Annotated in this window: 18 protein-coding genes; 11 read left to right on the forward strand and 7 right to left on the reverse strand. The window is 55.6% G+C overall.

The features are described 5' to 3' along the window. The first annotated feature begins 59 nt into the window (after positions 1-59). Entirely contained in the window at positions 60-566 is a 507-nt protein-coding gene (locus HCX89_RS13670; RefSeq protein WP_167716383.1) for a hypothetical protein, read from the forward strand. Positions 567-592: 26 nt separating this feature from the next. On the opposite strand, the gene HCX89_RS13675 is transcribed toward HCX89_RS13670, so the two are convergent. Continuing rightward, on the reverse strand, positions 593-1,336 hold the full coding sequence (locus HCX89_RS13675) for a YdiY family protein (RefSeq protein WP_025886868.1): 744 nt from the start codon (positions 1,334-1,336) through the stop codon (positions 593-595). A gap of 205 nt (positions 1,337-1,541) precedes the next feature. On the opposite strand from HCX89_RS13675, the gene rpsF reads away from it, so the two are divergent. Genes rpsF through rplI form a run of 4 tightly spaced genes read left to right on the forward strand, consistent with a single transcriptional unit; the run spans position 1,542 to position 2,979 of the window. Then, the gene (rpsF, locus tag HCX89_RS13680; RefSeq protein ID WP_025009342.1) at positions 1,542-1,943 is read left to right on the forward strand and encodes a 30S ribosomal protein S6; all 402 of its coding nucleotides are present in this window, start codon (positions 1,542-1,544) and stop codon (positions 1,941-1,943) included. Positions 1,944-1,951: 8 nt separating this feature from the next. After that, complete coding sequence (gene priB / locus HCX89_RS13685; RefSeq protein ID WP_028779665.1) at positions 1,952-2,257, forward strand: primosomal replication protein N; 306 nt, start codon at positions 1,952-1,954, stop codon at positions 2,255-2,257. Between the two features lie 11 nt (positions 2,258-2,268). Continuing rightward, positions 2,269-2,496 carry a 30S ribosomal protein S18 gene (gene rpsR, locus HCX89_RS13690; RefSeq protein WP_025009344.1) on the forward strand — a complete coding sequence of 76 codons (228 nt, stop codon included), beginning with the start codon at positions 2,269-2,271 and terminating at the stop codon, positions 2,494-2,496. A gap of 30 nt (positions 2,497-2,526) precedes the next feature. Continuing rightward, a complete protein-coding gene (gene rplI / locus HCX89_RS13695) occupies positions 2,527-2,979 on the forward strand; it encodes a 50S ribosomal protein L9 (protein ID WP_025009345.1) in 453 nt (150 codons plus the stop codon). A 241-nt stretch (positions 2,980-3,220) separates the two neighbouring features. Here rplI and HCX89_RS13700 read toward each other — a convergent pair whose 3' ends face one another. Continuing rightward, positions 3,221-5,422 (reverse strand): S46 family peptidase, encoded by a 2,202-nt coding sequence (locus HCX89_RS13700; RefSeq protein ID WP_044733635.1) that lies wholly within the window; start codon positions 5,420-5,422, stop codon positions 3,221-3,223. A gap of 130 nt (positions 5,423-5,552) precedes the next feature. On the opposite strand from HCX89_RS13700, the gene dnaB reads away from it, so the two are divergent. Both dnaB and alr read left to right on the forward strand, forming a co-directional pair. After that, positions 5,553-6,959 (forward strand): replicative DNA helicase, encoded by a 1,407-nt coding sequence (dnaB, locus tag HCX89_RS13705; RefSeq protein ID WP_025009346.1) that lies wholly within the window; start codon positions 5,553-5,555, stop codon positions 6,957-6,959. A 68-nt stretch (positions 6,960-7,027) separates the two neighbouring features. Beyond that, on the forward strand, positions 7,028-8,104 hold the full coding sequence (alr, locus tag HCX89_RS13710; protein WP_101054913.1) for an alanine racemase: 1,077 nt from the start codon (positions 7,028-7,030) through the stop codon (positions 8,102-8,104). A 56-nt stretch (positions 8,105-8,160) separates the two neighbouring features. Here alr and HCX89_RS13715 read toward each other — a convergent pair whose 3' ends face one another. From HCX89_RS13715 to dsrO, 4 genes are all read right to left on the reverse strand, one after another. Continuing rightward, entirely contained in the window at positions 8,161-8,628 is a 468-nt protein-coding gene (locus HCX89_RS13715; RefSeq protein ID WP_028779668.1) for a chemotaxis protein CheX, read from the reverse strand. A gap of 181 nt (positions 8,629-8,809) precedes the next feature. After that, a complete protein-coding gene (locus tag HCX89_RS13720) occupies positions 8,810-11,920 on the reverse strand; it encodes a tetrathionate reductase subunit A (RefSeq protein WP_167716385.1) in 3,111 nt (1,036 codons plus the stop codon). Beyond that, positions 11,920-12,993, reverse strand: a complete 1,074-nt coding sequence (nrfD, locus tag HCX89_RS13725) for an NrfD/PsrC family molybdoenzyme membrane anchor subunit (RefSeq protein ID WP_144220568.1) — start codon at positions 12,991-12,993, stop codon at positions 11,920-11,922. Before nrfD ends, HCX89_RS13720 begins: the two co-directional genes overlap by 1 nt. Then, on the reverse strand, positions 12,983-13,726 hold the full coding sequence (gene dsrO, locus HCX89_RS13730; protein WP_025009348.1) for a sulfate reduction electron transfer complex DsrMKJOP subunit DsrO: 744 nt from the start codon (positions 13,724-13,726) through the stop codon (positions 12,983-12,985). Before dsrO ends, nrfD begins: the two co-directional genes overlap by 11 nt. A 214-nt stretch (positions 13,727-13,940) precedes the next feature. On the opposite strand from dsrO, the gene HCX89_RS13735 reads away from it, so the two are divergent. From HCX89_RS13735 to HCX89_RS13745, 4 genes are all read left to right on the forward strand, one after another. Then, on the forward strand, positions 13,941-15,752 hold the full coding sequence (locus HCX89_RS13735) for a PhnD/SsuA/transferrin family substrate-binding protein (RefSeq protein ID WP_167716387.1): 1,812 nt from the start codon (positions 13,941-13,943) through the stop codon (positions 15,750-15,752). A 26-nt stretch (positions 15,753-15,778) separates the two neighbouring features. Beyond that, complete coding sequence (locus HCX89_RS13740) at positions 15,779-16,423, forward strand: response regulator transcription factor (RefSeq protein WP_167716389.1); 645 nt, start codon at positions 15,779-15,781, stop codon at positions 16,421-16,423. An 81-nt stretch (positions 16,424-16,504) separates the two neighbouring features. Further along, positions 16,505-16,630, forward strand: a complete 126-nt coding sequence (locus HCX89_RS23005) for a hypothetical protein (RefSeq protein ID WP_302476695.1) — start codon at positions 16,505-16,507, stop codon at positions 16,628-16,630. Between the two features lie 71 nt (positions 16,631-16,701). Continuing rightward, positions 16,702-17,235 carry a hypothetical protein gene (locus HCX89_RS13745; RefSeq protein WP_254428389.1) on the forward strand — a complete coding sequence of 178 codons (534 nt, stop codon included), beginning with the start codon at positions 16,702-16,704 and terminating at the stop codon, positions 17,233-17,235. Between the two features lie 299 nt (positions 17,236-17,534). Here HCX89_RS13745 and HCX89_RS13750 read toward each other — a convergent pair whose 3' ends face one another. After that, the gene (locus tag HCX89_RS13750) at positions 17,535-17,711 is read right to left on the reverse strand and encodes a hypothetical protein (protein ID WP_167716390.1); all 177 of its coding nucleotides are present in this window, start codon (positions 17,709-17,711) and stop codon (positions 17,535-17,537) included. Positions 17,712-18,095: the final 384 nt, after the last annotated feature.

Here is an 18,095-nt window from a genome sequence, read left to right on the forward strand (position 1 = left end):
TGGCAGCCTCTCTTGAGAATACGGGCCATGAATTGTATAGCAGTGCCGGCCCGTATCTCATGCAACTGCAACAAGGCTATCTGGGTGAAATCTATGGCATGGCGTTCTTCGAGCGCCTCGGTCGGGATTATCATTTTCAGGTAACCGAGAGCCAGTTAACAGAAATCCACTTAACTGAAAGCCACTTAATAGAAAGCCAAGCCGTGTTTTCTCTACTGTTCAAGGTGGAGCAATATACTGCCAAGGCTTTGCTGAAACTGCTGCCTGAGCTGGCGAGTCTGGACGAGGCGTTGTTGGAGCAAGTGCGCATGCAGGCGCACAAAGAAGTGGACAGTTGGCTTAAGCTTCCCTGGCATAAACTGCTTGCGGCGCTGCTTCTCTGGGTTGAACCTTACCAGCAAAAATATGCCAAGTGGGCGGATGATGCCGAGAGCAACTCTGAGTACGGCGCAGCCTTTCGTCTGTTGGAGCGGCATGAAACCGCCATCTATCTCTACTTGCAGGCGCTTGAGCGCGGTGAAAAGCGCGCCGCGTTAATCCTGGAGCGTTTTCTTGGAGCTCTTTAGTTGAAAGAGCTCTTCAAGCGCGGGAGTTACTGAAAGGTATAGAGCAGGTTGAAGGTGGTGATGGTATCTGTCTGCTTACTGCCTTCCGGTACCACTTCTGTATATTTGACGTTGAAGCCTATCTTGAAGGCCCAGTCCTGAAAGAGGGTGTTTTTATAGCCCATGTCCAGTGCCAGAGTATTGTTATTTTCGCCCACCTCGGCGGTCAGGTCGGCAGTGAAGCTGGTGTACTCGTGGATCTTCTGTTCAAACTTGGCCGCGGTCCGTAGGATCACATCTTTCTCGGCCACAGGATCCGGCGCCGCATCAGTTTCTATTGGCATGTTGTATCGGTAACCCGGGCCGACTTCGAGACTCAACTTGGTACGGCGGGTGCTGATGGCATCGAAACCATAACCGCTGGAAACCGTGTAGATCTCTGTGTAGGAACCGAACTTGTCCCAGATGAATTCACCACGGCCAAAGATATAGCCGCCGTTGAGTTTGTAGTTGGACTGCAGCTGCAGATCGTATTTTTCGGCTGTGGTTTTTTCAGAGTCAGAGGCGAAATAGGCCTTGAGGGTTCCTTCCTGTTTGGCGTTTTCCGTGTCGTAAACCAACTTGGTACGACCGTTGAAACTGCTTGAATCTGTGTTACCTGTGTTGAGCTGAAAGCCGGCCTCAATCTCAGCGGTGAAGTCGCTTGGAGGCTCGCGATAATCCGGAGGCACCAAGGCCCACGCCGAAGTCGGTAGCGCAAACAATAACGCCAATACAGAGGATCTTGTCATTATTCTTATGTCTTTTGCTGTGACTGCCATAAATTTAGCGTCACATAATACCTGCTCATGGGGCCGAGGCAAAGTTATTGCTTGAGTTTACCGCGGCCTTTATGTACTATTTCGCGCCTAATTCAGTCACATTAATTTTCGTTCCTTGCCTCAATTTGGTCTGACTGAGCCAACAACGAGGCTAGATAACCGTAAGGAGCACTAAATGCGTCATTACGAAATCGTATTTATGGTTCACCCTGATCAGAGTGAACAAGTACCAGGTATGATTGAGCGCTACACAGGTGTTATCACCGAAGCTGGCGGTCAAATCCATCGTTTGGAAGACTGGGGTCGTCGCCAACTGGCTTACCCAATCCAGGATCTGCACAAGGCTCACTATGTTCTGATGAACGTTGAGACCACTGCAGAGTCTGTTGAAGAGCTGGAAACTGCTTTCCGTTTCAACGACGCCGTTCTGCGTAGCCTGGTGATGCGCACTAAAGCTGCCATCACTGAAGCATCTCCAATGGCCAAAGCTAAAGACGAGCGCGATTCACGTCGCAGCGCCGTTAGCGAAAAAGCTGCTGAAGAAACCCAAGAAAACGCTGAAGCAAGCGCTGAGTAAGTTTTTCTGTGACCACCAATCACTTGGTGTTGTCCGGTACCGTCATTCGGTCCAGACACTTTGATAGCCCGGCTGGAATACCTCACACGGTACTTCAACTGGAACACAGGTCGCAGCGTTTCGAGGCCGATTTGCCCAGAAACGTCTACTGCCAACTTCAAGTGATATTGAGTGGTGAACGCTTCAAGAGCGTAGCAGACAAGCTGAAAGCGGGTGTGGATATCCAAGTCAGTGGTTTTCTGGCTCTACAACAGAGTCGCAATGGCCAAAGCCGACTGGTGTTACACGCCGAAAATGTCGAATTGAAAAATTAGGAGACTGTCAAATGGCACGTTATTTCCGTCGTCGTAAGTTCTGCCGTTTCACTGCTGAAGGTGTTACGGAGATCGATTACAAAGATATCGCTACTCTGAAAAACTACATCACAGAAAGCGGTAAGATTGTTCCAAGCCGTATCACTGGTACTTCTGCCAAGTATCAGCGTCAACTGGCTCGCGCTATCAAGCGTGCTCGTTATCTGTCACTGCTGCCATACACTGATCTGCATCAGTAATCGGCACTGTTCTAGCTAGAGGAATTGATAATGAACGTTATTCTGCTTGATAAAATCGCAAACCTGGGCAACCTGGGTGACCAGGTATCAGTTAAGGCCGGTTACGCTCGTAACTACCTGCTGCCAAAAGGCAAAGCTGTTGTTGCCAACGCTGAGAACGTAAAAGTTTTCGAAGCTCGTCGTGCTGAGCTGGAAGCCAAGCTGGCTGCCGACCTGGCCGCTGCCACTGCTCGTGCAGAGCAGATCTCTGCTCTGGAAGCGGTTGTTATCGCTTCTAAAGCCGGTGACGAAGGCAAGCTGTTCGGTTCTATCGGTACCCGTGACATCGCTGACGCAGTAACTGCTGCCGGCGTTGAACTGGCCAAAGCCGAAGTGCGTCTGCCACTGGGCGCTCTGCGCACCACTGGTGACTTCGAAGTTGAAGTTCAGCTGCACACTGAAGTAAAAGCGGTAGTTAAAGTAACTGTTGTTGCTGAAGCTTAATCCCGGCTTTTACTAGAAAAACACCGCCTCCGGGCGGTGTTTTTTTATGCCTGTTTGCTGGCCGGGGCCGACGGTTTTTCCCCTTTCTTCTTCGCCTGCTAATGCCAAACTTAAGCACACTGTCATTTACCCACAGTTACTGTGGCTATCTCTGGCAGAACCGCTGCTGACTGGATTGCCTATAACTACAGAAACACCCGCCGGGGCGGGTGTTTTCTGGGTTATTGCAGATTAGTGGCTATCAGTTGCGCACCAGTTCCAGCTCTTTGAGCAGGTTGTCGGCATGATCCACTTCATCCATCATCCACAGAATGTAGCGGATATCTACGTGCACGGCGCGGGTGATGGTGGGGTTGAAATACCAATCTTTGGTGATGGCTTCATAGGTGGAGTCAAAGTTGAGGCCAACCAGCTCGCCCTTGCCGTTAAACACGGGGGAGCCCGAGTTGCCTCCTGTGGTATCCACGCTGGAGAGGAAGTTAACCGGTACAGAGTTGAACTCGGCCGGGTTATCCAGACAGGAGAACAGGCGGCACAACCAGCTGCGAGGATCCTGATACAAGTGCTGCACCTTATGCTCGCCCAGTCGTCCCTGCTTGATGGCATCCAGCAGCTTCTGCGGTGCATTGTAGGGCTCGACACCTGTGTGCTTGGCGACTATCCCTTCCAGCTTGGTAAAGGGTTGCTTGTAGAGCGCATCACGGGACTGATAGCCATCGACCATACCATAGCTGATCCTTAAGGTGCCGTTGGCATCCGGATAGACAGGCTTACCCATGGCCTTGTTATAGGCAATGATCGCCTTCATGTAGGCGGGGCGGGCGATGGACAGCTTACCGGCCAGTTCCTTGTCGGCTTTTTCCTGCGCCATATTGGTGTCGTACAGGGCCACTGCCATGCGAATGAAGGGATCGCTGCTGCTCTCAAAGGCTTCCGGCTTGGCCTGCATCCAGTCGAGGCGTTTCTCTTGGTCGGTCAGCTCGGTCAGGGCATACATGCCTTCGAGCTTGTCGCCCAGGCTGATACCTTGCTCGGGTGTCAGCAACTGATCCATCACGGCGACCCGGTTATCCTGCGCCAGGTAGGCGTCGATATCCATTTGCCATAGTGTTTTGTCGACGCTGATATCGAAGCTGGAGTCAAGTCGCTTGAGACGGGCGGCGAACATCTTCATGTCACGCTCTTGATAACCCGCTTCGCGCTCGGCATCCGGTTTTTGGTTTTCTTTGGCCAGGCGATAAAGCTGCTTGGCGGCGCTGAGCAAGGCACTGGATTGAGCATTGTCAAAATAGTAGCTCTGCTGATACTTGTGCTGTTGCTCGGCCAGCAGTTGTTCGAGCTCACTCAGTTGTGCCGTCAGCGGCTGTGCGTCTTTATCTTTGGCCAGCCAGTCGCGGAAGGCATTTTCCTCGACCTGCTTGATAGCGGCAATATCTGTGGCGTGGAAGCCATCCAACAAGCCGTTGAGTTTTTTCATCCGGTTGGCCATGCCGGCCAGAGTACCGGCATACTTGATGGCGATATCCTTGTCGGAAGCGCCCATACCCTCAATGGTGTCGATTCTGGCCTGATAGCGGGCGGCTTGAGTCGGGTAGAGCCAGTCGCTGGCGAATCTCAACTCTGAGGTCAGGCGGTAGCGGCTGGTTGAACCCGGGTAACCGGCCACAAACACGCCGTCACCGGCCTTGACGCCATCGGCATTGACCTTGAGGAAGCTCTTGGGCTGATAAGGCACGTTATCCTCGGCATAGGCCGCAGGCTTGCCATCCTTGCCGACATAAGCCCTGAGGAAGGTAAAGTCGCCGCTGTGGCGAGGGTATTCATAGTTATCTATGTCGCCACCGAAACCGCCAACACTCTCGGGTGGCGCATAAACCAGGCGCACATCGCGAATAATCAGCTGTTTGATCAGGTAGTATTCAAGTCCATTGTGGAAACTACGTACTGAGCAGCGGTAGTTGTCGTCGGCTTCACACTCTTTGACCAGCGCCTTGCTGTTGGCCTGGATGGCTTCATAACGCGCCAGTGGCGCGGTCGGCAGATTGGCAGTTATCTTATCTGTGACATCTGTGACCGCCTCGGTGACATAGAGGCGCTCGTTGGGGCCGGCCGAAGGCTCCTGGCGTTGTTCTTTGGCCAAAAAGCCATCGGCCAGATAGTTGTGTTCTTTGGTGCTGTTGTATTGGATACCCCGATAGGCACAGTGATGGTTGGTGACAACCAATCCTTGGGGTGAGACGAAACTGGCGGTACAATAGCCGAGGCCCACCACGGCGTTCATGGGATACTTTCCGAGATCGGCCAGTTGCTCTGCCGGGATGGCGATGCCGCGCTCACTGAGCTTGTCGGCAATAGAGGGCATTTGGTAAGGTTGCCACTGCCCTTCATCGGCTATGGCGAGGCCAGAGGTCAGCGCCAAGGCTGCAGCCAATGCATTGCGCATGTTCATTCCTTATTTATTGTTAGTGTCCGTTTGGATATGAAAAACAGGTTATTGTAGGTGTAAAATTCCTGTTCTGATTGAACCGGGTTTTATATCACATTTTGCCTGATTGTTGGAGAGTTGGAGATTTATGCAACAGCAAGGTGCCTTTAAGGCCAAAGACAAGCGAAGAGACGTCCAGGTTGACGCGCTCAAGCTGCCTCCCCATTCCATTGAGGCGGAGCAATCCGTGCTCGGGGGACTGATGCTGGATGCAGAGGCCTGGGACAAGGTGTCCGAGGCCGTGGTCAGAGAAGACTTTTACTCCCGTTCCCACAGGCTGATTTTCGGGGCCATGCAAAAGCTGGTAGAAAATGGTCAACCCATAGATTTGATTACGGTTTCAGAACAACTGGAACTGACTGACGAGCTGGAAGATGCCGGTGGTTTTACCTATCTGGGGGAAATCGCCAAGAATACCCCCAGCGCCGGTAACATTCTTTCCTACGCCGAAATCGTGCGCGAGCGTGCCGTGGTGCGGGAGATGATCCGGGTGGCACATGAGATTGCCGATGCCGGTTACAACCCAGAGGGGCGGGACTCAGGCGCCTTGCTGGACTTGGCCGAAACCAAGGTGTTCAAGATAGCCGAGCAGCGCGCCAACGCCAACGAGGGCCCGGAGGGGATCAAGACCATCCTCGAAAAAACCGTCGACAAGATTGAGCAGCTGTACAACAACCCGCACAACGGTGTGACCGGGGTATCCAGCGGTTTCTCCGATCTGGATAAGATGACCGCAGGTTTCCAGTCCGGTGACCTGATCATTGTCGCGGCCCGTCCTTCCATGGGTAAGACCACCTTTGCGATGAACCTGTGTGAATACGCGGCGCTCAATGAAAACAAGCCGGTGCTTATTTTCAGTCTAGAGATGCCCTCGGAACAGATCATGATGCGTATGCTGGCGTCGCTTGGCCGGGTGGATCAGACCAAGATACGTACCGGCCAACTGGATGATGATGATTGGGCGCGGGTGTCCTCTACCATGGGGATCATGCTCGAGCAGGGCAAGATGTATATCGATGACAGCTCGGGCCTGACGCCGACCGAAGTGCGCAGCAGGGCCAGGCGTATCGCCCGGGAATACGGCGGTCTGTCTATGATCATGGTCGACTATCTGCAGCTGATGCAGGTGCCGGCGCTGGCCGATAACCGGACCCTGGAAATTGCTGAAATCTCACGCTCGCTCAAGGCCTTGGCCAAGGAGCTGGAGATCCCGGTGATCGCTCTGTCGCAGCTGAACCGCTCATTGGAGCAAAGGGCCGATAAGCGCCCGGTAAACTCTGACTTGCGTGAATCCGGCTCTATCGAGCAGGATGCGGACCTTATCATGTTTATTTATCGTGACGAGGTGTATAACGACGATTCGCCCGATAAAGGCACGGCAGAGATCATCATAGGTAAGCAACGTAACGGCCCCATCGGCCGGGTCAGGCTGACTTTCCAGGGGATGTTCTCCCGCTTTGACAATTACGCCGGTCCGCAATTTGAAGAGGACTAAACCTCTGCGGACGGTTTTCCCGGCGCGGCCAGAGAGCGCGCCATCCAATCCAAGATTGAAGGTAAGCTTTGAAACCCTTTCCCAGAGCAGAGATTAGCAGCCGGGCGCTGCAACATAATCTGGCCAGGCTGCGTGAGATCGCGCCCGCCAGCAAAGTTATTGCTGTCGTCAAGGCCAACGGCTATGGCCACGGCTCACTGAACGTGGCCAAGAGCCTGAACAGTGCCGACGGCTTCGGTCTGGCGCGGCTCGAAGAAGCGTTGGAACTCAGGGCCGGTGGTGTAACGGCCAAGCTGTTGTTACTCGAAGGTTTTTTTCGCAGTACTGAGTTGCCTCTGCTGGTTGAGCATGACATAGACACTGTGGTGCATCATAACTCGCAGTTGCAGATGCTGGAGCAGGCCAAGCTGAATAAGCCGGTAACGGTTTGGCTCAAGGTCGACAGCGGCATGCACAGACTGGGTTTTCGCAGCGACGAGTTTAGCGATGTGTATCAGCGGCTGCTGGATTGCCCGCAAGTGGCTAAGCCCATCAATCTGATGACCCATTTCGCCTGTGCCGATGAGCCGGACAATGACTATACCCGCAAGCAGTTGGAGCATTTCAACCAGCTCACCGCCGGGTTGGATGGTGACCGCAGTCTGGCCAACTCGGCCGGTGCCCTCTACTGGCCCAGCAGCCAGCAAAATTGGATCCGCCCGGGTATCGCCCTCTATGGAGTGTCGCCCGTGGTCGGTGACAGAGGCGCCAACCACGAATTGCAACCGGCCATGAGTCTGGTGTCACAGTTGATAGCCGTGCGCGAGCACAAGGCCGGAGAGAGCGTGGGCTACGGGAGTTTTTGGCGCTCATCAAGGGATACCCGTCTCGGCGTGGTGGCCATAGGTTATGGTGATGGTTATCCTCGCAATGCCCCCGAGGGCACGCCTGTGCTGATCAATGGTCGCCGGGTGCCTGTGGTTGGCAGGGTGTCCATGGATATGCTGACCGTGGATCTGGGGCCGGATGCCCGGGACGCGGTCGGTGATGATGCCCTCTTGTGGGGGCCTGCGTTACCGGTGGAAGAGGTGGCGGCTCATATCGAAACTGTGGCCTATGAACTGGTGACCAAGCTAACTCCCAGAGTGGCCGTCTGCCTTGATTGAGTGAGTCATGCCATTGAGTTGGTAAACAATAAAGGGCGCCGAGGCGCCCTTTGTCATTACTGATTCTCGAAACAGATCTCTATGTAGGCCGAGCCCTTGGGAGCGACAAAAGGCATGATGATCTTCTGGCCCTGGGCCTGATGGGAAATCTTGTGACCTATGCCGGAAACTACCACAGGGGTGGCCATTTCAAACTCATAGCCCTTGTCCGACAGCAGATTTTTGGCGCCGCCGGTCACCATGTTGGTGATTTCCCCCACCAGATCTGTCACTTCTTCATTGATATTGCCGGGATTCTCTCCCAGCATATTTTGCATTATCTCCAGGATCAGCCCTTGTTCAAAGGTGATCGACAGCGATCCTTTGGTCTGCGGGCCCACCATACCGATAAGCCCGGAGACATCGCCCTTGGCCAGGTTGTCTGTCTTGAGTCTGGGCTTACCCGGGGTCAACTGCATGTTGGCCATGGTGGAAACCACATTGAGAAGTGACTGAAGAAAGGGATTGATAAAAGTGACATTCATGCCGGATTTGTTCCTCTTGCTGCCTAGGGAAGTGCAGATAGCGTAAGGCTAATCCATAAGCGGTTTCACTCCCGCCCACTGGATCACACTCTTATTAGCTTAGAACAATGGCTTGGGCTCTGTGGCGATTTCTTGCCCGGAAAAACTGTGCCCGGTATAAAAACCGGGCACAGAGCGAGCTTCAGGAGACTTTTTCGATTTTCGCCGGTAGCCCCTGGCGGGCCGAGGCGCCGCTGGCCCAATCCACCAGAGGGTAGGAACCCGAACGGCTGGGATCCAGCACTGCGAGATCGTTGAGGTTAACCCCGGCGCGGATCAGCGGATTGGCAGCAACCTGCTTGCCATCTATGCTGAATGCCCGCGCGCCGAGCTCCTTGTGACCAAAGCCGTGTTCAATGGCGATGCACTCCGGGTGCACGCCGGCGACGCATTCCACCAGTGCTAGTACACTGCCGTTGGGGGTGCTGATTTTCACTGTATCCCCTGTGGCTATCCCCAATCTTTGGGCCGTGTCTTTATTGATCCGCACCGGATTATTGGGGTGCACCTGCCTGAGCCTGTCAGAGCCGATACTCATGGAGCTCATGGTGTGTGACTTGTAGCTCGACAGCAACATGGGCCAGGACTGGCGGTCGAAGGCTTGCCTGAGTTCTGTGCCATCGGCCAGGCGTTGACCATAGCTGCGCGGACAACCACTGAGAAACTCGCCGCTCTGGGAGTGACGGCGACTGCCCACCTGAGGGTTCCATAACATCATCGGCTTGGGCCAGACCTTGGCGGGGTTGCCTTCGGCGTCCCTGGCCTTGTTCATTGATTCGAAACGGCCACCGCGGGCATAGAGATAAGCGACTCTCGATGCTTCCTCTTCGCCGAGACGGGCCTTGAGTTCGGGAATGATCCTGGCAACCCCGGACCAATAGAGATCTTCCTTGCCGATGGCGGGGACTTTCTCTCCCAACCAGGCGACGTTGGCGGCGCCGTAGAGAGAAAAGTCGGCGGCGCGGGTCAGCGGGTGGCGTGTGCCATCATGGGCCTGCACAGCGTTTTCACCGAAGCCGGGCAGGGCCAGCGCCATGGCAACCCGGGTAAGAAAGCTTTCCATACACACGGGATCGCCATCCACTGTGTGTTCCACCCTGGGTTTGACTATCGGCCAGCGGCCGGTGGCTATCTTGGTCATGGTGCCCTGCCAGGCCGAGGTCCAGCCCCAGGACTCATAGGTGAGGGTATCCGGCACTATATAGTCGGACAGTGCTGTGGTTTCGTTGATAAAGCTGTCGATACTGATAAACAGCGGCAGCACCTTGGGGTCTTTGAGTTTTTCGCCTATGGCGGCGCCGAGCCCGGCCTGGCCATAGACAGGGTTGCCCATATGGTTGATCCAGGCCTTGAGCGAATAGGGGTAACCGTTGACCGCCGCGGTTAGATGCTCGCTCAGCATGGGCGCCGAGATCGGGAACCAGGGTTCCCTGGCCGGGTAGGGGGACTCGCCGGCCTGCTGCTTGCGCTTGTATTCCGAGCTTTTTTCATAGGGAAAACGGGAGCGTGACAGGAATACTCCCTTAGGCTGTACCATGCCGTCAAACTCGGCCAGATTGTAGCGCGGGCCTTTGCCGAAGGCCGGGAAAGTGCCGCCCTTGGCCAGCGCGCCGCCCTTTTGGTTGATATTGCCTATCATGGCGTTGAGCATCATGATGGCCCAGGCGGTATAGAAGCCATCGCTGCTCATGGTGCCGCCATGGCTGATCACCGCCGCCTTGCTGCCATGGCTGGTGAACTTGTTGGCCAGGGCCTCAATCTCATCGACCGGCACATCGCATTCGGCGCTGTATTGCGCCAATGTCTTGAGCCGGGCCGATTCGGCCAGCAGGCTGAAACTGCTCTTGCAGGCCAGGCTCTGGCCATTTGGGCCTGTGAGTCTGCGGTCCACTTCGAGCTGCGCCTTGGGGCAGACCTCGGCGGCCATGGGTTCACCGCTGACGGCGTCCAGTACCAGCAAGGGGTCTTCATCACCGAAGGGCTTGCCGCTGAAGGCCAACCCCAATTCGCTGGCGCGCAGATATTGGCCGTATCTCGGATGCGCCTGGTCTGAATGCACCAGGAAACCAGCATTACTGAAACCGCGGAAACCGGCGGTTTTGGCGGCCTTGGCATTGGGAGCACTGAGAAACTCGGCGCTGTAGCGCTGATTGTCTATGATCCAGCGCAGCATGGCCATCGCCAGCGAGGCGTCTGTGGCCGGGCGGATCGGCAACCAGACATTGTCCGGCGCCGACGCCAGATTGGAGGTGTTGGGCAACATGGGCGAAACCACAACATAGCTGAAGTTGCGGTTGTTGACCCTGGCATTGGCCAGTTGCCGTGCTTGGCGCTTGAAGGGGTTGCCGGACTGCTGCGGTGAAGTGCCGATGAACAGCAGAAACTCGGCATGATCCCAGTCCGGTTTCAAGTGGGCGTACTTTTTCAGATCGTCCAGCAAGGCGCCGGCACCGGCCCGATAGCTGAAGCCACAGTAAGAGCCATGGTTGGCAAAGTTACGGGTGCCGAAGCTGTTGAAAGTAAATCGTTTTATCAAGGTGTCCCGCCCTTCATCCGAGGCGTTGCTGACCAACAGCTGATTGGCCTTGGGGCCGTATTCAGGGTTGGCGGGATCCAATGGCGTGTTGAGATCGCGAATCGCCCTGAGTCCATCCACATGGCCTTCACCAAACAGATCGCCGCCTTCGACAACCTCCTTGAGCAACTGCTCGAAGGCTATGCTCTGCCACTGGCCCGAACCTCTTGGGCCGACCCGTTTCAGGCAGCGTGTTACCCGATAGGGGCTGTCCAATAACTCCAGCATGGCGTTGCCGCGGGCGCAGGCGGTGGAACGCCCGGCAAGCCCCTGCTCCTGCCAGGCGCTGGTGGACACCAGGGCATCGCGCACCGGGGTGTCAAAGTCCAGGTGTTCACGGGCCGACAGCGGATGATAAGGATTACCACTGATACGGATAATGCTGTCGGTTTCATTATCGATACGGGCTCGTACCCCGCACTTGGTCCAGCAGCCGAAACACATGGTGTTGGCCAGACGCTGGTTGTCATTGGCGCTCAGTTGGCCACTATTCAGGTCAACCCTGAGCTCAGGTGCCAGCGAGTTGCCATGAATCGCTTCTTGGGTGTTTTTGCCCGAGCTGCCATTGACCAGGCCCTTGCCTAGCTGGGTCAGGGTATGGCTGTAGCCTGCAACAAACAGTCCGGTACCACCTGTGATGGCAGCCCCTTTGATAAAACGGCGCTTACTCTTGTCCATTATGCGGCTCCTTTCAGTCCGGTGGCAGACTGACGTATCAGTTCGGAAATCAGGGTGATCAGGGCCAGCCATAGGCCAAAGGTACCCAGGATCCCCAGCAGCCCCTGTGGGCCCCAGGGCAGTTCATAGAAGTAGGTGCCGGCGCCATACTTGGGATCTGTCTGCGCCTGGATGAGCACCAGCCAGCGAAAGCCCCAAGCCAGGTGGATGGCGGCAAAGCTGCCAAACAGCAAGGCCCAGCGGGGCAGATGTCTGAAGGCCAGCAGCAGCGCCAACAAGGCCAGGGTGGCCAGCACCCAGATAGCGGCCAGTTGCCAACTGGGACTGTCGCCGAGCAGTAATCTGGCTTCATTGGCGCTGTTGCCGCCACTGAGAGCCCAGCCGATAAGCAACAGGGCAAACAGGGCGAAGGAGCCACGCAGCCAGAGCAGCAGCTGTTTGTCGGTCTCCTGCTTATGGCCATTGAACAGGCGGTTGAGCCAAATCAGCATGCCGCTGCCGGCGGCCAGGGCACTGGCGGCGAATAGAGGCGGCAGCCAGTAGCTGTGCCACAGTGGCCTGGCCTTGATGGCCATGGTTTCCATGCCGGTGTAGAGGGCGATACTCAGGCCGCTGAGCAGGGCAACCCAGGCCAGAGGCTTGAGCCAGGGATCACCTTGCCAGTTCCCCAGGCGTAACCAGTATCCCAGGCGGCTCCAGCCATCTTTGGGCTGAGTCGGAAGGGAAGGGCGCAGCAAGAGGTAGGCAAAGGCCAGCGCCGCTGCCATAAACAGCGGCAGTAACCAGGCGCCATACCACATCCAGGAATCCGGTCTGAGCTGCATATAGAAGTGCCAGGCGCGGGCGGGTTGGTGCAGATCGGCCAAGAGTGCCACAGGTGCCACAATGGCGGTGCTGAGGATCAGGCTGCCGCAGAGTGTCAGCAGGCGCTTATCTTTGGTGCCGGGGCGGATAATGGTCAGCGCCGCAATCCATACCGCGGAATAGGCCAGTCCCATCATAAAGAAGTATTGCACCGCCCAGGGTAACCAGGTGATGGCGATATCCGGGGTCAAGATCTCTTTAATGTCCATGGTGCAACTCCTCTCCAGTGGCGGTCATCAGGCTGCGAACCGGCGCTTCGCCGCGGATCCTTTCTTCAAATGCGGCTGTCATCCCCAGATAGAATACGCAGGGCGAGGTTTCGGCCGAGGGCTTGAGTACCTTGATCTCGTCTCTGTGCTCGGCCAGCATGCGACTGATTTGGCTGCCGGGATCGTTGAGATCGCCGATGATCCTGGCCTCACCGACACAGGTTTCGACGCAGGCCGGCAGCAAGCCCGCCTCCAGCCGATGGGCACAGAAGGTGCACTTGTCGGCGGTGTTGGTGTCATGGTTGATAAAGCGTGCATCATAGGGGCAGGCCTGGACACAGTAACCGCAGCCGACACACCAGTGGCTGTCGACCACCACTATGCCGTCCTGGCGCTGGAATGTGGCGCCTGTGGGGCAAACCGGGATGCAGGGCGGGTTTTCGCAGTGGTTGCAGAGCCTGGGCAGCATCATAAAGGCGCTTTCCTGCCCTTGGGTCACTTCATACTGGTTGACTGTGGTACGAAACTGTCCCAGTGGGGGTTGGTTTTCTATGGTGCAGGCGACAGTACAAGCCTGGCAACCGACGCAGCGGCGCAGATCTATCAGCATGCCATAGCGTTTGCCACTGGTTGCCTGGGGCTTGGAAGTCGATGCCTGGGCGACGGGCAAAAACGCAGCTCCGGCGCTGATGGCGGCGATTTGCCCCAGTAGTTGACGTTTACTCTTGTCCATACAGACTCCTGAGTCTTGCGGTGATTGGAAACCCACCGGGCTCCTGTTGCCTGTATTCTCGGCAACTGGCGCCCTTGGTCTCTATAGTGGTTTTCCACATATCGGGGCCGCTATTGATCCAGCGCAAGAAATTGAGGCTAGAATGGCGGGCAGACTGATGCTGACCCAGCCGCTTGTGGCCGCTACATTTCCTAACCGGAGCCAAAATCAAGAGATGAGAACCCTGTATCTGCTGTGTTATCTGTTTGCGACTGTACTGCTCGGCCATTGGCCGTCAGCTGCGGCAGCGACTGAGCCTTTGCCGCTATCAGGCCCAGCCATAACAACTGGAGCGCTGACCGATAAGGCGGTGGTGGATATAGGTGTGTTGGCTACCCGGGGCTACAGCGACAGCATCAACCGCTGGCAACCCACCATGAATTGGCTCGAGCAGCAGATCCCGGGATATTACTTTCGCCTGCACCCTTTGACGCTGGAGCAGCTGTCGCAGGCGGTGGCCGCCCAGGAGCTGGACTTTGTGATCACCAACCCGGGCCAATCTGTGCTGTTGGCGCGGCAATACTCCTTAAGCTGGCTGGCGACCCTCAAGAGCCGCCTCAATGCCGGTGAGCCGATGCAGGTGGGTTCGGCGCTGGTGGTAAGAAGCGAGTCCAGCCTGCAACATCTGCAAGATCTCAGGCACAAGCGCCTGGGGATAGTCTCGACCCAGGCCTTCGGCGGCTACCTGACCTTGGTGTATGAAGCGCGGCTCAAGCAGATAGACCTGCCAAGCTATGTGGCCGAGATCCAATCTTTGGGATTCCCGCTGGATAATCTGCTCTATCGCCTGCGCGATGGCAGCATAGACGCCGCCGTGGTGCCAGTCTGCCAATTGGAGCAGATGGCGGCGGAGGGGCTTATCGATGCCGGGCACTATCGGGTGCTGGACAACCAGGCGCCGGCAGGGTTTGCCTGCGAGGTGTCGACCCGCCTCTATCCCAACTGGTCCATGGCCAAGACCAGCCGTGCCGGCCAGGGGCTGGCCAAGCAATTGACCCTGGCTTTGTTGGCACTGCCGGAGGACAGTGAGGCGGCCAAAATGTCCGGCTCGCTGGGGTGGACCACGGCGGTCAGTCAACTGGCCATTGATAAGCTGCTCAAGGATCTGGACCTGCACCCATTGCAGGCGCCTTGGTGGCAAAGGGCGCTGCAGTGGCTCAAGGCCCACAGTCATTGGGGCTGGAGCTTGCTGGCGCTGCTGGTGCTGCTCAACGGTTATCACTTCTGGCTCGAATACAGTTTCAGCCGCCGCGGCCGGGAACTGGCCAAGGCCCAACGGCAACTGAGTGAAAACCTCAGTCTGCTGGAACATGCCCAGCGGGCGGCGGTGGCCGGTGAACTGGGCGCCAGCCTGGCCCATGAGCTGAACCAACCTTTGGCGGCCATAGGCAACTATTGCCACGGCGCCAGTGTCAGGCTGCAACAGGGGCAACTGGACAAGTTGCCGCTGGCACTGGAACAGATACAGGCTGAAGTTGGCCGCGCCCACGGTATCATTCAAAGGCTCAGGGGGCTTTTGAAAAAGCGCCCGCCGCAAAAACAGTTGCAGCCGTTCAGCCCCTTGCTGAGCGAGACGCTGACTCTGCTGGGGCATGAACTGGAGAAACAAGCGATCCGCGTCGATTGGCAGATTGTCGGCGAAGAAAGCCCCATGCAACTGGATACGGTCGCCATGCAGCAACTCTTGTTGAATCTGCTTAAGAATGCCATCGAAGCCTTGGCTGAAGAGCCTAAAGCCGAGCGAATTATTGCGCTGCGGCTGGATTATCAATCCCAGCCCGGCAAGCTCTTGCTGGAAGTGCAGGATAATGGCCCAGGGCTTAAACAGGATGGCAAGAGCCTGATGCAGGCCTTTACCAGTACCAAGACAGATGGCCTGGGGCTGGGGCTGGTGATCTGCCGCGAAATCGCCGAGAGCCATGGCGGCAGCATCAGTCTGCTGCAGCCGCCTGAGGGCGGTTGTCTGGTCACAGTGGTGCTGGCTTAAACTCGTTTTGCCAAGGAGAAAGAAAAATGCCGGGACAATTTGCTGCCCAAAACAGTTCACCGACCGATGACAAGCGTCAGTCAGTCTATCTGGTGGATGACGATGATTCGGTGCGGCGCTCGTTGGGATTTATGCTGGAAGGATATGGTTTTGAGGTGCAGGCCTTTGAAGATGCAGAGCATTTTCTCAAGGCGCAGCTGTTGGATCTGCCCGGCTGCCTGATCCTCGATATGCGTATGCCTGGGCTCAGTGGGGCGCAGCTGCAGCAGCTGCTCAACGAGCGTAATAGCCCGCTGGCGGTGATCTTTCTCACCGGCCATGGCGACGTGCCGCTGGCGGTGGATACGCTTAAATCCGGCGCGGTGGACTTTTTTCAAAAGCCCGCCGATGGTGCTCGCCTCGCCGAGGCGGTCACCAAGGCGCTGAGTCACTCTGCCGAAATCGCCAAACGCCGAAAGCTGCAAGGCATCTACCAGGCGCTGACTCCGAGAGAGAAAGAGATATTGCATCTCATCGCCAAGGGCTATAAGAACCAGCAGATAGCCGACGAACTCTGCATCGCCATGCGCACAGTGGAGATCCACAGATCCAACCTGATGAAGGGCATGCAGGTGAGCTCGCTGGCTGAAATGTTGTTGATTTATGCCGGGATAGAGACAGAGTTTGAGTAACTCGGGTCAAAAGTCTTCGGCGACAACAGAATGACCTTTGATTCGGGTTTATGAGAGGGATTCATCTGCGGCTGTCGTTTTATGGCCACAGAGGGTAAAATAGCGGCCCATTTTTGCGTACCGGATCCGTTAATGCCAAGCCCTATCGATGCCAACCGCCGTTTTTCCATTGCCCCCATGCTGGATTGGTGCGATATCAAGCTGTAAGCCAGTCTGTATAAAGGGTTGTGTTTTTCATGGGTGCCTATTGGGCACCTGGCTGCTGATGGTCTTTGCTCATGGGTACCCAGCTTGTTAAGCTGGTGTTATTATCTATTGGTCAGATAATAGGTGGATCTATGGACGGGAAAATCATCTTGCTATCGGCACTATTCTTGGTGCCATGCTCTCAAGCTGCGGTGTTTAAATGTGAGATTGACGGGAAGGTGATCTTCTCTCAGGATCCGTGCGCGGCTGAATCAGAAGAACTGGACCTAAGCAATGTCGGCAGTGTTGTAAGTCGGCAGGAATCAACTGGAGCAGAAAACCTCTCTGGCCTGCGTGATGATATCGACAGCTATGTTAAAGGGCAGGACATACAGCGGAAGATTGATCAGCTTGAGAACGACAGGCGCAAGGTGTTTAAGGACAGGGATCGGCGCATCAAGCAGCTGCAGCACAGCAGAAACTATGCTGCCAATAATTTAGCCGGCGCCAACTGGGAACAAAGCCTGGCTCAGGAAATGGCTGCAATATCTCAGGCCGCTGACTCTAGGGTGACTTCTATCGACCGGCAGATATCTGCGTTAAAAGAAGAACTGAAGAACTTATAATGCAGAGGCGAAAACCAATATCAGCTGACCTGGTAGAAATGGTGTGTGAGCACTGTAAGCGCGGCTATATGCGAGTGATACCAGGGTCAAGAGTCATCCACTCAAATCCCAAAATGTGGCAGCATGCCTGTTCAAACTGCAAGGAAGAAGTGTGGTTCACAGTTGCATATCCCTGTATTGAGTATCGCGGTGAGTCCTTTATGCTGGAAAAGCATGCTCGATTCCAAACTGAGATTACTCCAGTTCAGATGAAGAATGAATGAAAAACCCGCCGGGGCGGGATGCGTAAAAATCGCGCCTCACTTACCTCGGGGTTGTGTTGCTCGCTTTGGCACAATGAAGGCCAGTGCTAATATCAGTAATGCTATTCCGTCACAGATCATCTCAGCATCGCTTTGCGGTGTCATGTTCCAACCGAAATACCATATCTCGGCAATTCCAAAGAACAAGCCAATAAAAAATATTTGTAGGTTCATACAATGGTTCCTTTTTAATTCCGCAACATAACAACACGGTAGAGTTCCCCTTCGGCTCGGCCCAGAATCTATGTCGTGGGTACTCCGTATTTAAGCATAAATAAAAGCCCAAGCTAATGCCTGGGCTTTTCAGTTAGCGCCTAGTCTCTGGACAATCATGCAGTGTTGGATATTCGTGGGCGTATCCGCGCTTGCTATAATAGTCAGCTTCAGCCCCGTCTAGTCCGCACTTTCTGCAAATTGCATCATCATCCCAGTCGTGTCTGCGGCCTTCGTGAGTGGTTTCGTTGCATTCTGGACATAGTGGACCAACATTACCCACGGAAACACAATCATTCTCTCGAACTTGCCAATCACAGCTGTTGCATATTCGCATCACTCACC

It is taken from the genome of Shewanella sp. Iso12 (assembly GCF_012030025.1).
GTDB classification, from domain to species: domain Bacteria; phylum Pseudomonadota; class Gammaproteobacteria; order Enterobacterales; family Shewanellaceae; genus Shewanella; species Shewanella algae.